This window comes from Fulvivirga ulvae (assembly GCF_021389975.1).
GTDB classification, from domain to species: Bacteria; Bacteroidota; Bacteroidia; order Cytophagales; family Cyclobacteriaceae; genus Fulvivirga; species Fulvivirga ulvae.
Window position 1 is genome coordinate 3,225,415 of the sequence record NZ_CP089981.1, and the last position, 17,596, is coordinate 3,243,010.

Here is a 17,596-nt window from a genome sequence, read left to right on the forward strand (position 1 = left end):
GACAAAACAATATCATTTCTGATATCTTTCATCTATCTTTGCGGCTTATTAAGTTTTAAAGGTAATTAATAATACTATGCAGTTAAGCGAACAGGAAATCGTAAGACGAGATGCCAGAAAAAAACTGGAAGAGCTGGGTATAGATCCGTATCCGTCAGAGTTATATCATGTCAATGTTTCAGCTAAGGAAATTCATGAAAATTATGAAAAGCAGAAGATTGACTATAAGAACATTTCCATTGCAGGTCGCTTAATGAGCAGGAGAATTATGGGGTCCGCTGCTTTTGCCGAAATCCAGGATTCCACCGGTCGGGTTCAGATATATGTAAGACGAGATGATATTTGCCCGGGTGAAGATAAAAATCTTTATAATACAGTATTTAAAAAGCTTCTCGATATTGGTGATATTATTGGTGTGAAGGGTTATGTCTTTACCACGCAGACAGGCGAGATATCTATTCATGTTACTGAACTCAAAGTACTGTCAAAGTCTTTAAGACCACTCCCTATAGTAAAAGAGACAAAAGATGAGGACGGAAATATTGTAAAGCATGATGCATTTTCAGATCCTGAGTTAAGATATAGGCAGCGTTATGTTGATTTAATTGTCAACTCACAAGTGAAAGATACTTTTATTAAAAGGACTAAGCTTGTCAATTCCATGAGGGAGTACCTTAATGAACGAGGTTATCTTGAGGTGGAGACCCCGATACTCCAACCGCTTTACGGAGGAGCCGCAGCCAAGCCCTTTAAGACCCACCACAATACGCTTGACATGACCTTGTATCTGCGTATTGCCAATGAGTTATACCTCAAAAGATTGATTGTGGGTGGTTTTGATGGGGTTTATGAATTTTCGAAGGACTTCAGGAATGAGGGCATGTCGAGGTTTCATAATCCGGAATTTACTCAGGTGGAACTGTATGTGGCCTATAAAGATTATAACTGGATGATGGACCTTGTAGAGGAGATGATTGAGAAGGTGGCTATGGATCTTCATGGTACCACTAAGGTACAGGTTGGTAGCAATGTGCTTGATTTCAAGAGACCATGGAAGCGCTTTACGATGTTTGAGGCCATAGAGCATTTTACCGGCATAGATATTTCTGAAATGGATGAAACTGAGCTTCGGAAGACCGCTAAGGAGTTGAATGTACCTGTGGATGAAACAATGGGCAAGGGGAAGCTAATCGATGAGATTTTTGGGGAGAAGTGTGAAGGGCAGTTGATCCAACCCACATTTATTACTGACTATCCTGTGGAGATGTCACCTCTGGCAAAGAAGCACCGTACTAAGGAAGGTTTGGTTGAGCGTTTTGAAGCTATCGCCAATGGTAAAGAAATTTGCAATTCGTTCTCAGAGTTGAATGACCCCATTGATCAGAGGAAGAGATTTGAGGAGCAACTGGAGCTAGGTAAGCGTGGAGATGAAGAAGCAATGACACTTGATGAGGACTTTTTACGTGCTCTGGAGTATGGTATGCCTCCTACGGCTGGCTTAGGGGTAGGCATTGACAGGTTGAGCATGATAATGACCAACTCAAATTCTATTCAGGATGTGCTCTTCTTCCCTCAGTTACGACCTGAGAAGAAGGCTAAAGTAGCAACAACTGAAGATTATAAGAAGGCTGGTGTTAGAGAAGAATTGATTCCGATCGTTCAGAAATTAGGCATCACTACGATTAAGCAGCTAAAAGAGTCAAATCCTAATAAACTCTTTAACGATGTTTGCGGGATGAGAAAGAAAATGAAGCTAAATGATGTTAAAAATCCTGATATCGAAGAGGTGAAAGGATGGGTTGAAGCCTGAATCTGTTAAAGAATATGTCTAAAAGAGCAGCTTTCTTAGAGAGCTGCTCTTTTTTATGGCTGTCCGTGTTCGCCATTATCAGACCGTACCTACTAGTTATCGTAGAAGCTTCTTGTCCTGTTAAGCTTTAGATCCTGGAGTAAGGATGACTTGACCCTAATCACAAAGTTATAGTTTGTATAAACACCGAAAGGTGTCCAGTTGAGGTTCATCTCCCAACAATGCAGGTCTCTGGAAATTCCCAGGGTGGTAGGTGTTACATCTTTCTTTTCAAAGTCATATCCCGTATTAAAGGTTACTTTCCATTTATCTGTTAGGGAAAAATCACCGGATAGCCTTAGGGTTTGGGTAATGGAGGCCTCTTTAAAACCTTGCTTCGAATAATTCAGGCTATAGTTTACACGTAAATTCCATGGTATACTAAAATCTATATAGTTGCCCGGATCATTAAGCAGAAACCTTTTGTCTTCTTCGTTGAGCGCCGAATCGTTAATTCTGTCTGTTGTTTTGGCATCACTTTCCCTTCCTTTTGCACTTAAATTTGTACTTAGGGCTATAGATGCACTGGAAAGCTGACCTATACCCTGTCCGTTATTCCAGGTATACCGGTCTATCCGGTGCTGATAATATATAGTAGACTGGTCACTGGAACTAATCCCAGTACTGTCTAAAATGTAAACATAGGGATCGATAGTACCATTGACGTTAATGTTAAGTTTTTTGTTAAAAACCGAAGTGTTTGCGCGAAGGCTGATACTGGATAGTTTGAAGGAATCTGCAACTATATTATATGATGTGCTTAGCCCGAAATTGTTAAGGATAGGCACCTTGACCGCCTGGTCCAAGGTATCTTTTTTGGAATCGACTTTCATCTCCAATGTGTTGTTAATGGAAAGGCCAATTGTTCCGCTTTCACCCGTAGAGGGGCCGCCATAAACAAACCCCTGATACTTTGACTTCACTATCTCCTCTCCGGCTCTTTCGCCTTCCTGAATTATTACCCTGTCAAAGTATCCATAACTCTTGTCACTAAAATCGGGCTGATATGAGAAAGACAGGCTGGGGTTCATTACATGTCGAATGGCCTTCACACGACCTTTTTTGAAAAAATATGTGCCGTAAAGCCTTGTATTAAAGCCAGTGCTGAGACTATAGGTGTAAACCCTGTTAAAACCATCAAGGGTGTCTGCAACTATGGCATTGTTTGGGTTGTCCGGGTCTAGCCCCCAAAGCAACTTTTCAAAATACCACTTTTCTTCGTAGCTGATTGAAGGGGTAGCAGTGAAGTACTTTAATACTTTAAATGAAGTGCTTAATGGTATGGTATGCTTAAGTCCTTTCTCAGAGTTTTTAAGAAACGTGCCAAAGGTATCAAAATTAAACGGCGCTATACTGTCTTGTGAAGCATCAGATCCTATTCTTCCCAGATTGTTCGTTACTTCATTGGTTCCGGCCAGAGAGTATCTTATGTTGATCTTATCAACCCAGGTGTTGGCCCCACCTGATTTCCCCCTAAAAGGGTAGACGTTAGCCATATTAAAGCTTAATGAAGGCAATAATAAATCAACCTGTCTTGTGGAAACGTCCTGATTGTGGCGCATGCTAAGTCCCAATGAAAACGGGGTTCCCTGAAAGGTTTTGGAGTAGGAAACATTGGAACTTAATTTTCTGGTGAAGTTATTTAACCTTTGATCGGCCTGGTCAACCTCAAAGCCCAGGTAATTATTTTGGTTATAGGTAGAGGTAGCTGCATTTACTGAAGCAGAAAACCTGCTGGTACCTTTGGACTCAGGGGAGTGGCTCCAGGTAAGGCGGTAGTCGTTTGCTGAACTGTTATCTTCAATATTGTCCGAGGTTTTGAGCTTTGTGTAAGTAAAATTAAAATTACCGTTGTAAGCATACCTTTTTTTATAGACAGTGTTCAGGTCCAGTCCGTGTCCTCCTTTGGAGTAGATGTCCCCGCGAAGTGTCGCCTTTACATACTCATTGATATCAAAGAAATACCCCCCACCTCTAAGGAAAAATCCGCGTCTTCTTTCTTCACCATAAGACGGGATAATAATCCCTGATGAAGCTTCGTTTTTGGCTGGAAACATTCCAAAGAAAAAGCCTAAAGGCGTTGGTACATCGTTGATTTCTAAATGGAAAGGGCCAGAAACTATCTTATCATCAGGTATTGCTTTGGTTCTTTTTGCCCTAATGCGGTAGTGAGGGTGGGCCAGGTCGCATGTAGTATATGAATTGTCGATGCTAAACAGCTCGTTCTCAGAGTTTTTAAATACTGTTTCGCCGTGGAGATATCCTTCACCCTGCTGGGTTACAACCTCGGTTATCCTTGCCCTGCCTGTTTTAAAGTTATACGTAATGTCTTTAGTTTCATAGACCTCTGCACCATTTTTGAATATAGGGTAACCGATTTTTCTCCCTAAAGAATCTACGCGGCCCGTAGCGGTTAATGTGTTTTTGTTGTAATCAATTACAATATGATTGGCTTCCAGCTTAATTGCTCCGTAATCAATTTTGGCATCTCCATATAACTTCACGATCTTTGAATCAACTGAAAAGTTAATGGAATCTCTGGCAGAATAATTGATGGTCGTCTCAATGTCACTGTCTGGAGCTTGTGCAGTAGCAACTGAGTCGGCAGCTAAAGAATCTGCAACTATTGCTGTGCTATCACTGTTAATGGTAGTGTCAGCAGCTAAGGTTTGTTTGCCTAATAGTTCCTTACTGGAATTTATTTTTTGTTCAGGATTTTGAGCGTAACCTATGGAGATGAAAAACCAAAAAAAACAAAGTAAACTATACTTCGAAAAGCCGCATGATTCCAATTTATATAACCTATTTTTCGGTTTTAGAGAAAAATTTACAATTTTGCGTAAAGTTATCGGAATAACTTTTAAGAAGCGAAAGATTGTGAAGAATATTGCCATTGTATTCCTTCTCCTAGCAATAACCTTGCTAACTTCTTCAAGCGGGCAAAGACGATCAGATTTTACGGTGAAGACGGTTGTTATAGACGCTGGTCATGGAGGGCATGATCCTGGTACCCACGGTGTTTTCAGTGAAGAAAAAGACATAGCGCTCGATGTTTCCCTGCAGTTAGGGAAGTATATACAGGAGTATCTGCCCGATGTAAAGGTTATTTATACCAGAAAGGATGATAAATTTGTCGAGCTGGAACAGAGGGCTCACATAGCTAATAAAAATCACGCAGATGTATTTATATCTGTTCATGTCAATGCCGTAAGCAGGAGCAGTATCTATGGTACGGAAACTTACGTTATGGGGCCTCATAAAACAGAAGGTAATCTTGATGTAGCCAAACGGGAAAACTCCGTAATACTTTATGAAGAGGGCTATGAAGAAAAGTATGAGGGTTTTGATCCTAACTCTCCCGAATCTCATATATTGTTTTCACTGACTCAAAGTGCATATATTGAAAATAGCTTGTATCTGGCCAGCAAGATCGAAGAGCAGTTCGGTACGAGGGCCGGAAGAAAAAGCAGGGGAGTGAAACAGGCAGGTTTTTGGGTATTGTGGAGAACAGCCATGCCAAGTGTATTGGTAGAGATTGGTTATCTAACAAACCCTGCAGAAGAAAAGGAACTTAATAATTCATCAGTTAAAGCAAATATAGCCTCAGGAATATTCAGGGCATTCAGAGATTACAAAAACGATATAGAATCATTAAACTAAAAACGAATAGGTGACGGTATCAAAGGAACTCAAGGTTGGCTTGTTTATGGTATTTAGCATTGCCATCCTTTATTTAGGGTTTAACTACCTTAAAGGCATAGATTTTTTTACATCCAATGATAAGTACTACGCTATCTATGAAAATGTAGACGGTCTCAATGTTTCCAATCCTGTTTTTGTCAATGGCTTTGTGGTGGGAAGGGTAAGTAGGATATCCCTTCTTCAGGACAGACAGAATCAAATTCTGGTCGAGCTTGATCTTAGCGGTGATGTTATTCTTGGCGATTCGGCCATGGCTACGCTTACAGGTGACTTTCTGGGTAACAAATCTATCCTTTTAAGTACCGGCGACATTACGGAACCACATAAGCCCGGCGACACTATAATTGCTGTTTTAGACAGAGGTATTGCTGATATTTTGGCAGAAAGCGCCCAGCCCGTGGCCAATAGCCTGGAGGTTACTATTAAAAAGATCAATGCGATACTTGATAACCTTACAGGTAACAGCGATAAACTTAACCGCATGATGGATGGCTTTCAAAAGACACCTATACTATTAAATTCTACCATAGCTGGTACAAAGGAAAACCTTGATGAAATTACTGCTACTTTTGATCAGGTGGGTAAAGAGCTTAATACTACTTTGCAGTTAACCCGTCCGATGCTAAACAACCTTACTGTTTTCAGTGATTCTCTGAAACGCCTCGAGCTCAACCGGACTGTGAATGAAGCCAATGCTACTTTGACTAAATTGAATCAGGCTATTGAACGGCTTGCAAATAATGATGGTACATTAGGCAAGCTCATTAACAATGACTCTCTGTATGTTAATCTTAACAAAGCCGTTGAGAACCTGGATAAACTGCTCATCCATATGGATACTCAACCGAAGCACTTCTTCTCTCCTTTAGGTAAGAGTAAGGAGAAAATAGCCAGGGACAGGAGAAAGGCAGCCAGAAAAGAAGAGAAAGAAAACTAAGTGCTGTAAGAGGCTGATTTTTTTTCCTGATGACCTAAATTGCAGAAAATTTAAACCCCATAAATTGAATGGATTTAGAATTCAATAAAAACGAAGATAGTCTTAAACAGCTATTATATCAGCTAAAAACCAAAGTTCAAAAAACTCAAATGGGTGGTGGAGAGAAGAAGATAGAATCTCACCACAAGAAAGGAAAACTCACCGCCAGGGAACGCATTGATTATTTGATTGATAAAGGGAGCGAGTTCCTTGAAGTGGGCGTGCTCGCCGGTGAAGGTATGTACCAGGAAGTAGGGGGCTGTCCGTCAGCGGGAGTTGTCACGGGTATTGGTCATGTTCAGGGCAGGCAATGTATGATAGTAGCCAATGATGCTACTGTGAAAGCCGGAGCCTGGTTTCCTATTACTGCCAAAAAGAACCTCAGGGCGCAGGAGATTGCTATGGAGAATCGTTTGCCTGTTATCTACCTTGTAGATAGTGCCGGCGTATTTCTCCCCATGCAAAATGAGATTTTTCCTGATAAGGAGCACTTTGGAAGGCAGTTTAGAAATAATGCAAAAATGTCTGCCATGGGCATTGTGCAGATAGCGGCCATCATGGGAAGTTGTGTGGCTGGTGGAGCCTATCTTCCAATTATGTCTGACGAAGCAATGATAGTTGACAAGACAGGCTCAATTTTTTTGGCAGGCTCTTACCTGGTAAAAGCTGCTGTTGGAGAGGATATAGATAATGAAACTCTCGGAGGAGCTACCACACATTGCGAAATATCCGGGGTTACGGATAATAAGTTTGAAAGCGATGAAGCCTGTCTGGATTATATAAAATCAATTTTCAATAAAATAGGTAATCCTGATATTGCGGGCTTTGATCGTATAGAGGCTGCTTTACCAAAGGAGAGTCAGGAAGAGATCTATGGTATTTTGCCTGCTGACCGTGTAAAACCTTATGATACAGTTGAGATCATCAAAAGGCTTGTTGATAACTCTGAGTTTGATGAATATAAGGAGTTATATGGCAAAACCATAGTTTGTGGATATGGCCGGATTGATGGATGGGCTGTTGGTATTGTAGCTAACCAGCGTAAAGTGGTTAAATCGAAAAAAGGAGAGATGCAGATGGGGGGAGTGATCTATTCTGATTCTGCAGATAAGGCTGCGAGATTTATTATGAACTGCAATCAAAGAAAAATACCACTAGTGTTCTTGCAGGATGTTAGTGGCTTTATGGTGGGTAGCAAGGCTGAGCATGGCGGAATTATTAAAGATGGAGCTAAAATGGTGAATGCCATGGCTAATTCAACAGTACCGAAATTTACCATTGTAATGGGTAACTCATATGGGGCCGGTAATTATGCCATGTGCGGTAAAGCTTACGACCCACGACTGATATATGCCTGGCCAACTGCCCAAATAGCAGTAATGAGTGGAGCCTCGGCAGCCAAGACACTTTTACAGATTAAAGTGGCAACCTTAAAAGCGCAGGGCAAAGAGATTACCAAGGAGGAAGAAGATAACCTGCTAAAAGAAATAACAGATAAATATAATGAGGAGCTAAGTCCTTATTATGCGGCAGCACGCCTTTGGGTCGACGGTATTATTGATCCGTTGGAGACCAGGAAAGTGATCTCTACAGGAATTGAAGCAGCGAATCATGCTCCGGTTGAGAAATTTAATGTAGGAGTAATTCAAACCTGATGCAGGATACGGTGAATTGTTCCGGGAGGAAAAATTACTTAATAAAGAATAAATTAGTAAATTTTGGAATGGCGGGTTAAGGAACGCAGATTATTGCTAATTCTTTAACCCTTTCATTCATTATACTATATGCAGGAAAGCGAACTAAAAGCCTTGGTATCTTTGCTGGATGATGAAGATGCTCAGATTATTTCTCATGTTGAAGAAAAGATAATTTCACTGGGAGAAGAGATCATTCCGTTTCTCGAAACAGAGTGGGAGAGTAACCTTAATCCGTTAGTTCAGAGCAGGATAGAAGACCTGATTCATGTGCTCCAGTTTGACATTCTCAAAAGTAAGCTTACAGCGTGGTTTGAAGATGAGGAAGGTGACCTGCTGGAAGGAATGTGGCTTGTAGCTACCTATCAGTATCCGGATCTTGAACTACAGAAGTTGAGGCAGGACCTGGAGCAAATCTACTATGAGGCCTGGCTGGAGTTTAAAACCGATATACATCCATATGATCAGGTAAAGCTTCTGAATAGTGTATTGTTTAACAAATTAAAATTTGGGGCAAATACTAAAAATTTCCATTCACCGGGAAATTCAATGATCAATGTTGTGCTTGAGGGTAGAAAAGGTAACCCCATCTCTTTGTGCGTACTTTATATGCTTGTGGCGCAAAAGTTAAAAATGCCTGTATATGGTGTGAATTTGCCGAATCTTTTCATACTTACTTTTAAGCCGGAGAATGAGAACTACAGCCAGTTCTATATCAATGCATTTAACAGAGGACTGATTTTCTCCAGGGAAGATATTGATAACTACATTGCCGAGCTTAGAATAAATCCGCAGGATACCTTTTATCAGCCCTGTAGTAACCAGGATATTGTACTCAGATCATTGAGAAATCTTGTTAATTCTTTCGACAAGATTGGTGATCATTCTAAATCTGAAGAGATTAAAACACTTTTGCAGTTGGTTTCGAAAGGTAATGACCTTGGCCTTTAATCCTTCTTAACCATACATCCGATCGGACGGCCTCCGGGCTTAGCCGGCTTTCCCTGTAAAAGCATGTTTATATTTTCTTTCAGGTGTTGCTCTTTAACATCCGTCGCTACCTGGGGATTGTTATCTATTGCTCCATTATAAAAAACGGAAAAACTACCGTTGTTTTTTAATAAATAAACTTCCGGACTTTTACGGGCACCAAACTGGGAAAGTACTTTTTGGTCTTTATCTGCCAGGTAAGGTACATCCAGACCCCAGGCTGATATTTTATTGGCCATTTCTGCTTCTGATTCCTTGGCTTCAGTATGCGAGTTTATAAGTACGAATTGTATTCCCTTGCTTTTAAATTCAGAAATTAGTTGTGTAATACGTCCTTCATAATAAACTGAATACGGACAAATATTGCTTGTGAAAATGACTGCAACACCCTTAGAACTTTTAAAATCAGCCAGAGAAACCTGCTTTTTTGTTTTAACATCAGTTAAAGTAAAGTTGTCAATTTTTTGCCCCAGGACTGAAGTAGCCGTTAGTGCAATAAGACCTGCGAGTATTAAATTTTTCATAACATTCCGGTTCACTATAGATTGAAAGTAAGAATATAATCTTTTTCTATTCTAAATTCTAATTTATAGCTTTTTACGATATCATTTACAATTACTTTGCCAACCGTATACCCTTGGCTATCCAATTCAAAATCCTTTACCGCCATTTGTTCTCTGAAACTGATGTGTTGGTCACAAATTTTATACAAGGTTTCTTTTGCGCACCAGTAGATGCAAAGCGCATTGATATCATTTTTGGCTGCTGCCACTTCCTGGTCAGACAAGAATTTATGAGCTACTTTACGAAGTTTTTCTTTTGGCTGTTCCAAATCAATGCCCACATCTTCAATGCTGTCAATTATGGCAGCCACATAAGGGTATGAATGGGACATGGATACCTCTGCTGTGCTTTCTATAAGAAATGGTTTGCCGTTAGCATTTTTTGTCAGCCCTTTGTAATAGATGCCCATTACCTTACAAAGGCTTTTAATACAGACTCTGCCTGCCAGCCATTCAAACTTCTTTTTCTCACTTCGGAAGCTGTCAAGGATAGTTTTATCAGTATCTGCCGGATCCAGCAGCATGGTGAGTTCTTCGATACTCTCTTCAATATGCCATATCGCTAGGTATCGGGTTGTATTTATTTCTTCTATTTTATGTATCGGCATTTGATAACTGACTGGAAAACTTGCTTCTTTGCTTTATAATCAGATTTTAACTTGCAAACAACGATTGATGGGCAAAGTTAACGTTTCCAAACTCAAAACCTTCACTGGTCATAATGATTGTGTTTATACCCTGGAAAGAACAGGGCATGATCATTTGTTTTTTTCCGGAGCAGGTGATGGTATGGTGGTATTCTGGAACCTGAAAGAATCAGAGAATGGTCAGCTCATAGCCAAGTTACCCAATTCGGTATATGCCCTTCACTACTTAAAAAGCAGGAACCTTCTTATTGCCGGGCATAACTATGAAGGAATACACTTGTTAGACTGGGAGAACAAAAAGGAAGTAGGATCATTGAAAATGACTGATCAGGCTATTTTTGATGTAAACTCTTTCGGAGATCACCTGTATGTGGGTGATGCATCTGGTACGGTTACCGTGGTGGATTTGACGAGTTTGAGGGTGATTTATAAGATTGAAGGCCCGTCAAAAAGTGCAAGAGCCATTGCTATTAATGAGCAAAATGGAGAAATGGCCGTGGGGTATAGCGATAATAAAGTCCGGATATTCAATTTAGAAGATTACCAGCTTATCAAAGAACTTGAAGGTCATAAAAATTCAGTGTTCACTGTTAAATATTCCCCTGATGGTCAACTCCTGGTAACCGCCGGTCGTGATGCACACCTGAAGATATGGGATGCCAAGGCGGGTTACATAGAGTTGGAAGACATTGTGGCACATATGTATACGATTAATAACCTTGATTTTAGTCCGGATGGTAAACATTTTGTAACTTGTAGCATGGATAAGTCCATAAAAATCTGGGATACTCATGCTTTTAAGTTGTTGAAAGTTATAGATAAAGCGAGGCATGCCGGGCACGGGACTTCTGTAAACAAACTGCTCTGGTCCTCGTACAACGATTTATTGGTGAGCGCCAGTGATGACAGGGCAATATCGGTCTGGGATATTGAGTTTAATAGTTGAAAAGTTGGTTTAATATTATGACATTATGAAGATTACACCATTAGAAATACGCCAAAAAACATTTGAAAAGGCTTTTCGCGGGTTGGATAAAGATGAGGTCAATGCGTTTTTGGTCACAATGTCTCAGGAGTGGGAGAAGCTGATCGATGAAAACAAGGAACTTAAAATAAAACTTCAAACCTCTGAAAGAGAGGTAGAAAAGCTAAGAGAAGTTGAAAATTCTTTATTTAAAACGCTGAAGACAGCTGAAGATACCGGTGCCAGTATGATAGATCAGGCCACCAAGACGGCAGAGCTGCATATGCGAGAAACTCAAATGAAGGCCGAGGCCATTCTGAATGACGCCAAAGGTAAGGCTAAGGATATGATCGAGGAAGCGGAGATCAAGTCTAAAAACACCATTGATGAAATGGAAGATCAGATTCGTAGTATGGCTCAGGTATACAGGCTGTTGGAGAACGTTAAGGACGATCTCATCTCTGATATCAAGAGTTTTGCCAATGATGCCCTGCAAAAGGTTGATAGGGTAAAGTCTCAGATCAAGAAATTTGATGTGGAGGCTGAATTATTGCGTGTAAAAAGGGAAGCAGTCGATAAAGCGGCCAAGACTTCTGTAAAATTACAAAATAGCTATAAAGCCATAGCTCCTGAAAAGGCTCCTGAGGTTGAACAGAAAGTGGATGAGCTCCCATATGAGCAAGAGCAGCACGAACCGGAACAGGAGGAGTCTGTAGCAGTAAATACGGTTGAAGAACCCCAAAAGCCCCGGAAATCTAAAGAAAATAAAGAAAGCACTTCATTTTTTGATGATATTGAGTAATGGGTAAGATCTCCCTCGAAGGTTTACTTTTCAAAGCCTACCATGGCTACTATGATGAAGAGAGACAAAAAGGAAATAAATTCGAAGTTAATATAACCGTAAAAACTGACTTTAACCATGCCTCTAAAAAAGACGAGCTGGAAGGGACAGTTGATTACGAACGCCTATATGCTATAGTAAAGGATGAAATGGAGCAACCTTCCAAGCTCCTTGAGCACGTGGTAAACAGGATGATAAACAGGGTGCTGGATGAAATTCCGGCGGTAAAAAAAGTAAAGATAAGCCTCTCAAAATTTGACCCGCCCATTGGAGGACTGTGCAGAGCTGCCACAATAACGGTAAAAAAGAAAAGGTAAAATTACCCTGCCTGTTCTTCTTCAGGTTTTACAAAAGTAAAGCCCCGGGCATCAGAACCTTCATAAAAATCTACCTCCAATCCCAATAGGTACATGGTGTGCTTTTTTTCGACAACTACAGGGATTCCATCAACCTCATATTCCAGGTCAGTATCCTTCTTTTTATCAAAGCCCAACAGATAGTTAAAGCCGGAGCATCCTCCGCTGCCTTTTATGCCAATGCGCAGGGAATAACCTTCCGGTATTTTTTTGGTTGTCATTATATTACGAACCTCATCTATGGCTTTGTCTGTAAGGGTAACAGGCTGAATGCTATCTATCATATCTCTTTCGGTAAGAAAATTCTATTCTGACTTCCACTCTGTAAACTTAAAAAACTTAAAATTAATTTCAGCGCTTTAGTATTTTGTGGCGGTCTGAAATGCCTAAAATTATGGCAAAGAACGTGATGATGAACAGAAACGTTATGACTTTCCACCAGTAGGGAGCATCTACCACCGGAACCGGGTCACCCATTACTACGAAGTTGTTCCAGTAATAGGGGTGGTGGTAGATGGGAGAAGAGTTTTTCAGAAAGTCTAATTTGGCCAGTCGTAGTGCTGCATCTTTGGACTCACCCTTGCTTAGGTGTTTGTAAAAGTACTTCATGAGCTCAGCGGTAGACTTATCATCTACTGCCCAGTGGCTCATCACCACCGACGGGCTTCCTGCATAGGCAAAAGCACGGGCGAGGCTCATAACACCTTCGCCTTTTTGAAGTTTCCCACTTCCGGTATTGCAGGCGCTTAATACTACCATTAGTGTATTAAGCCGCATATTGTAGAGTTCAAAAGTGTGAAGCATACCATCTTCCAGGGTATCTTTCGAAGGTGCAAACAGTAACTTGGAGTACATAGGGTCTTCATCATCAATAATGGCATGCATAGCCAGGTGAGCAATAGGATAATCTTTGATTTTTTCTTTAAATGCAGCTTCTGTAGCCTTATCTCCTGTTGAAGTATAGTGGTTGAAGTAGTTGTTGAGATTAAGTACTTCCTGAAGGTTCCATTTTAATGGAGCCAGGCTGGCTATTTTAGCTGAAGGGGAAGAAGTGGCCTCAGAGGGAGCAAAAGCTAAAACTTGCGAAGCACTCATTTTCCGATTTTGATCCTTAAACATGAACATGGAAGTAGCTGAATAGCCGTAGCTAATGTTATACTTTTTGAAGAGGTATGGCAGGTTGCCGTAGTCATCTACCTTAGTATTGACAGGCTGGGTAATCAATGTTTCGAAAGGAACAAGACCAAGCAAGCCATCGGGTATGATCCTGAGCGTATTTACTTTTGTAGTGTCAATATTTTTAAGAGGGGTAGCCAGAATTTTTTTGAAGAGCTCATATGCCAAGTTCGTGTAATCACGATATGCTTGTGAGGGATTTTTTTGCTCAAAATTTGGTGTTAATGCTTTTCTGAATTCTTCTATCTCTTTATTGTCAACCAAAGGTATAGATTGGAAAGAGGCAGTGTATTTGGTAATAGTGAAGACGTAGGTTTGGTCTTCTCCATTAAAATATTCAATTAGTGCTTCATTGGATTTTAATTTTTGCTGTACTTCTTCTATAGACAGTACATTGAAGTTGTATTTGAGATTGTAGTATTCGGGGTAGTTTTGTTCCAGGTGAGTGATTAGGCTATCATATTTATCCTTAAGTGAAATCAGTTTGTTTTGAAGATTCATTATCTCTTTATGGCTGAATTTGATCTTAGAGGAAACCAGTTTGGATTGGAGATAATTAATTTGTCTACTAATCAGTGCATCCTGTATTCGAATACTATCTTGTATTTCACCAAATTTTATAGCTGAAGAATTCCATTTAGCATAATGAATATTGTCTCCCTTTATATGTTCATACATTATAAATGCGTCTTTTACATAGGAAGTCTCATTGGTTTTATTATAAAGAAAGTACGTTGTTTTAATGCAATGAGATGCTACTTTGAAGTAATGATGATTTTTTACTATTTCATCATTAACTTGGAAGCGTAATCTTTTTTTGTTATAAACTAAACTCAATGCCTGTTCTAAAGCTTTTTTTGATTTTATTAGATTCAACAAATCATTGTCATTTTGATATTTAGAATAAAAGAGTTTCCCAACTCGGTAAAAGCTTTCAATATCAGACATACCATACATCCGTTGTTGGTGATCGTCAAATAAGTTATTAATGGATGGGGTTTCTAAATTAAGCGCAAGAAGACTATCTGCAAGATTTAATTCCTTCAAATCTAGTGCGAGGTCTGTATATGCGTTAATAAGTCTGCTCATGGTATGAGTTCGCTTAACTCGATTATTATTTAAAATATTAAGAGCTTTTTCGTAGAACATTTTCGCAGAGTCGTAATCTCCTATTTGATGGTAAATCTTACCTTGTATTCTATAAGCCGTAATTAGAGATAAACATGATGTACAGTATTTATGGAGGCCCATTATACTTTTCTTGATTAAATATTTTGCAGTATCTGGCTTGTTCATTTCCATATAGATACCTGCCTTAGCTTGATTTGAAGTATGAGGGATAATGGATAAGTTATTAAAAGGCTTTACCAAAAACGTTGCGCTATCGTAGTATGAAATAGCGGTTAAATGGTTTTTTTGAGTTGTTTCGATGAATGCTCTGAGTAGATAGCATTGCCCTAAATAATCAAAAAATAATGATGAATTAAGAATCTGGCTTGCTTGAAAGATAGATTCAGTTGATCTATCAAACATAAGCATCCTATAGAATAAGATTGCCTGTTCTAACTTTGCTGTCCCAATCTTAAAATGTCTGGAGGGCAAAAGCTGTTCTTTTAATTTTAAATTTTGTTTATTAAAATGAAAGGACTCAGTATAGTCATCAAGCAGTCGGTGTGATTGAGCTAAGTGATAATATGCTTCGCTTTCTAGATATTTATTTCCAGTGTTAGCTGAATTAAGATTAGTTAAGGCACTATCATTTAACACTTTTATTGCTTCATAATAGTGGCCTTTGGCGTTAAGTAACTCTCCTGTAAAGTTGTAATATGTTGCTTTAAGAAAATTATCCTCTGAAAAGAACTGGGTAATCAATCCATGGCTTTCATTTAACAAAAAAAAGATGAATCGTTTCCTGCCCAAATGTAAAGATTTGCTAAGGATAACCGAGCAATTACCGATAATTCGTTCCATTTTGGAATGTACGAAATAGATTGCCTGTATAACTTTTGCGCTAATGGTCTGTTATTTGGGCGATAATATTTTCCTAGGATGAAAAGATAGTGTCCATAATATGTGCTACCTAGCATATCACTTAGAAATAACTTTAGTTCCGATATAATTGGCTCCATTAAATCAGATCTATAATCCGCAGCATAAACATCACAAACTCCTAATAAACTGGCTATATAATCATCTTTAGAAATCAAGTCATTTATACTTCCTTTATTAAGTTCGGCAGCCTTAGTATAAGCTTCCTGTCCTTCATCATATTGATAATTGCGTACATAGCTTTTGCCTAGCAGGTTTAGCAGTTTTATTCTCTGAGGCAGGTCTTTTTTATATTTTGGAAGAAGGTTATTAATGAGTTGAATACACGAATCGAATTGCGCGTGACTATAGTGGTATTGAAGGGTTTCGGTGTATTCATCCTGCCCGTAAGATGTGGTTGCATAAAGGGAAACTACAGAAAATACTACGGGGAGGAAATAGTTTTTTAGCATGTTAGAGGAGAACCAGTGAACTCAATCGGTTAAAAGAGCTGTAAAATGTATAGTAGCAAATTTAACTAATGCCCTTAATATTAGTTCCTGATGTAAGGTTTCCAGAGTTAAAAATTATCCAATCGCATTATATATCGCCTTTTCCCTGGCATCCAGACATTGGTGCAAAACCTCAATAAGCTCGGTTAGGCTTTCTGGCCTTTTGGAGGGATTATCTTCCATGGCAACTTGTATAAAGTTTCTAAAACAGTAAGGTATGATCTTCAGGTTAATTTCTTGGGGGCTGTCTGAAAATATCCGGTTCAGCCCGGTATCAAAGCCGGGTTGGAATTTAGTACACAATATATCGTAAACCAGTGCGCCAATTGACCAGATTTCAGAACGAATGTCATAATCAGCATAGTTTTTAATCTCTGGTGCCATGTATTTTAGGTTGGAGACCAGCATGAGGCTTTTGTTGTAGACGGGCCGGAATAAATTAAAGCTGGTAATTTTTGGAGTGAAAAAGGGGAAAGTAAACTCTACAAAGATGTTGTTCATACAGATATCCCTATGTAAAATCCCGCCATCATGAATGACCTCAAACCCTTTCAATATCTTAAAGATCATTTCTTTTATAACTTCATAGGAGGGGCAGCCGTGTCTCATTAACTGATCCATAGTTGTACCTTTTGTCTTTTCCTGAATACTATATACCAGGTCTTGTTTCTGCAAATGTTTTATTTTGTAGTATTTTATTATGTAAGGGCTGTCTAAAGTTTGGTTGGCAAGGGTGAGATAAGAGCTGTTTAAGGTATGCTGAAATGGAATGGGCTCTATCTGGTATATTTTGTTCCTGCTAAGCCCGCAGAGGGATGGGGCATTGTCCTTCAACCGAATATTTCTTGTCATTGTCCACTAGTGACTGATTAACCGTTTAATTGCCTTACTGTTATTTGTAATGTAGTGTCTAAGATTTCAAAAAGTAAACATGCTTCTTGATGTAGTTTTTGAGTTGCTCTTTAGCAAGAATAATGCCTGAGAGTCTCAAAATGTGAGACTCTCAACAGGAGTATTTATTCATTTAGAAGAGTAGCAAGTGCGCCTGAACGGAGGCCGGTATTTGGGAGAGAAACCAAGGTTGAATTCTACCGGGTATTCATATACAAAACTTTCATGTTTTGTGCAGTAGGTTATGGGTGCGCCTATCAACCGCATGATTTCGAGATGGCGGTATAGTGTGCTTCGGGATATGCTTAATTTTGAGGATAATACTTCAGGTGAGCCGGTACATTTTAACCTGATCAATTGGTCCAACCTTTCAATGTTGTAAAGATATTGTTCAAATTTAATAGCCA

Annotated in this window: 15 protein-coding genes and 1 pseudogene; 8 read left to right on the forward strand and 8 right to left on the reverse strand. The window is 39.4% G+C overall.

Annotated features, from left to right (window positions below):
* The first annotated feature begins 76 nt into the window (after nucleotides 1-76).
* Nucleotides 77-1,810 (forward strand): lysine--tRNA ligase, encoded by a 1,734-nt coding sequence (gene lysS, locus LVD17_RS13635; protein WP_233767572.1) that lies wholly within the window; start codon nucleotides 77-79, stop codon nucleotides 1,808-1,810.
* A gap of 92 nt (nucleotides 1,811-1,902) precedes the next feature.
* Here the strand turns inward: lysS and LVD17_RS13640 are convergent, their stop codons facing one another.
* The gene (locus LVD17_RS13640; RefSeq protein ID WP_233767574.1) at nucleotides 1,903-4,641 is read right to left on the reverse strand and encodes a putative LPS assembly protein LptD; all 2,739 of its coding nucleotides are present in this window, start codon (nucleotides 4,639-4,641) and stop codon (nucleotides 1,903-1,905) included.
* A gap of 43 nt (nucleotides 4,642-4,684) precedes the next feature.
* Here LVD17_RS13640 and LVD17_RS13645 point away from each other — a divergent pair, with 43 nt between their 5' ends.
* From LVD17_RS13645 to LVD17_RS13660, 4 genes are all read left to right on the forward strand, one after another.
* The gene (locus tag LVD17_RS13645; RefSeq protein ID WP_233767575.1) at nucleotides 4,685-5,509 is read left to right on the forward strand and encodes an N-acetylmuramoyl-L-alanine amidase family protein; all 825 of its coding nucleotides are present in this window, start codon (nucleotides 4,685-4,687) and stop codon (nucleotides 5,507-5,509) included.
* 10 nt (nucleotides 5,510-5,519) lie between these two features.
* A complete protein-coding gene (locus tag LVD17_RS13650; protein WP_233767576.1) occupies nucleotides 5,520-6,488 on the forward strand; it encodes an MlaD family protein in 969 nt (322 codons plus the stop codon).
* 68 nt (nucleotides 6,489-6,556) lie between these two features.
* Nucleotides 6,557-8,182: an acyl-CoA carboxylase subunit beta gene (locus LVD17_RS13655; RefSeq protein ID WP_233767578.1), complete on the forward strand. Its 1,626-nt coding sequence runs from the start codon at nucleotides 6,557-6,559 to the stop codon at nucleotides 8,180-8,182.
* Nucleotides 8,183-8,311: 129 nt separating this feature from the next.
* Nucleotides 8,312-9,172 (forward strand): transglutaminase-like domain-containing protein, encoded by an 861-nt coding sequence (locus tag LVD17_RS13660; protein ID WP_233767580.1) that lies wholly within the window; start codon nucleotides 8,312-8,314, stop codon nucleotides 9,170-9,172.
* Here LVD17_RS13660 and LVD17_RS13665 read toward each other — a convergent pair.
* Together LVD17_RS13665 and LVD17_RS13670 are read right to left on the reverse strand one after the other, a co-directional pair.
* A complete protein-coding gene (locus tag LVD17_RS13665; RefSeq protein ID WP_233767582.1) occupies nucleotides 9,169-9,735 on the reverse strand; it encodes a redoxin domain-containing protein in 567 nt (188 codons plus the stop codon). The genes LVD17_RS13660 and LVD17_RS13665 overlap by 4 nt on opposite strands.
* 14 nt (nucleotides 9,736-9,749) lie before the next feature.
* Nucleotides 9,750-10,382 carry a 4'-phosphopantetheinyl transferase family protein gene (locus tag LVD17_RS13670; RefSeq protein ID WP_233767584.1) on the reverse strand — a complete coding sequence of 211 codons (633 nt, stop codon included), beginning with the start codon at nucleotides 10,380-10,382 and terminating at the stop codon, nucleotides 9,750-9,752.
* A 67-nt stretch (nucleotides 10,383-10,449) separates the two neighbouring features.
* Here LVD17_RS13670 and LVD17_RS13675 point away from each other — a divergent pair, with 67 nt between their 5' ends.
* From LVD17_RS13675 to folB, 3 genes are read left to right on the forward strand one after another with little or no spacing between them, the layout of a single operon-like run.
* The gene (locus LVD17_RS13675; protein WP_233767585.1) at nucleotides 10,450-11,367 is read left to right on the forward strand and encodes a WD40 repeat domain-containing protein; all 918 of its coding nucleotides are present in this window, start codon (nucleotides 10,450-10,452) and stop codon (nucleotides 11,365-11,367) included.
* A 25-nt stretch (nucleotides 11,368-11,392) separates the two neighbouring features.
* Nucleotides 11,393-12,187, forward strand: coding sequence for a DivIVA domain-containing protein (locus LVD17_RS13680; protein WP_233767587.1), 795 nt, complete (start codon nucleotides 11,393-11,395; stop codon nucleotides 12,185-12,187).
* Nucleotides 12,187-12,543 carry a dihydroneopterin aldolase gene (folB, locus tag LVD17_RS13685; RefSeq protein WP_233767588.1) on the forward strand — a complete coding sequence of 119 codons (357 nt, stop codon included), beginning with the start codon at nucleotides 12,187-12,189 and terminating at the stop codon, nucleotides 12,541-12,543. The genes LVD17_RS13680 and folB overlap by 1 nt, the downstream gene beginning before the upstream one ends.
* 2 nt (nucleotides 12,544-12,545) lie before the next feature.
* On the opposite strand, the gene LVD17_RS13690 is transcribed toward folB, so the two are convergent.
* From LVD17_RS13690 to LVD17_RS13705, 5 genes and pseudogenes are all read right to left on the reverse strand, one after another.
* Nucleotides 12,546-12,866: a HesB/IscA family protein gene (locus LVD17_RS13690; RefSeq protein ID WP_233767590.1), complete on the reverse strand. Its 321-nt coding sequence runs from the start codon at nucleotides 12,864-12,866 to the stop codon at nucleotides 12,546-12,548.
* 67 nt (nucleotides 12,867-12,933) lie between these two features.
* Entirely contained in the window at nucleotides 12,934-14,847 is a 1,914-nt protein-coding gene (locus tag LVD17_RS13695; protein ID WP_233767592.1) for a CHAT domain-containing protein, read from the reverse strand.
* Nucleotides 14,848-14,889: 42 nt separating this feature from the next.
* Nucleotides 14,890-15,729, reverse strand: a pseudogene (locus LVD17_RS28695) (tetratricopeptide repeat protein); the annotation flags it as partial.
* Nucleotides 15,645-16,259 carry a tetratricopeptide repeat protein gene (locus LVD17_RS13700; protein ID WP_233767593.1) on the reverse strand — a complete coding sequence of 205 codons (615 nt, stop codon included), beginning with the start codon at nucleotides 16,257-16,259 and terminating at the stop codon, nucleotides 15,645-15,647. The gene LVD17_RS13700 and the pseudogene LVD17_RS28695, both read right to left, overlap by 85 nt.
* Before the next feature lie 114 nt (nucleotides 16,260-16,373).
* Entirely contained in the window at nucleotides 16,374-17,150 is a 777-nt protein-coding gene (locus LVD17_RS13705; protein ID WP_233767595.1) for a protein kinase domain-containing protein, read from the reverse strand.
* Nucleotides 17,151-17,596: the final 446 nt, after the last annotated feature.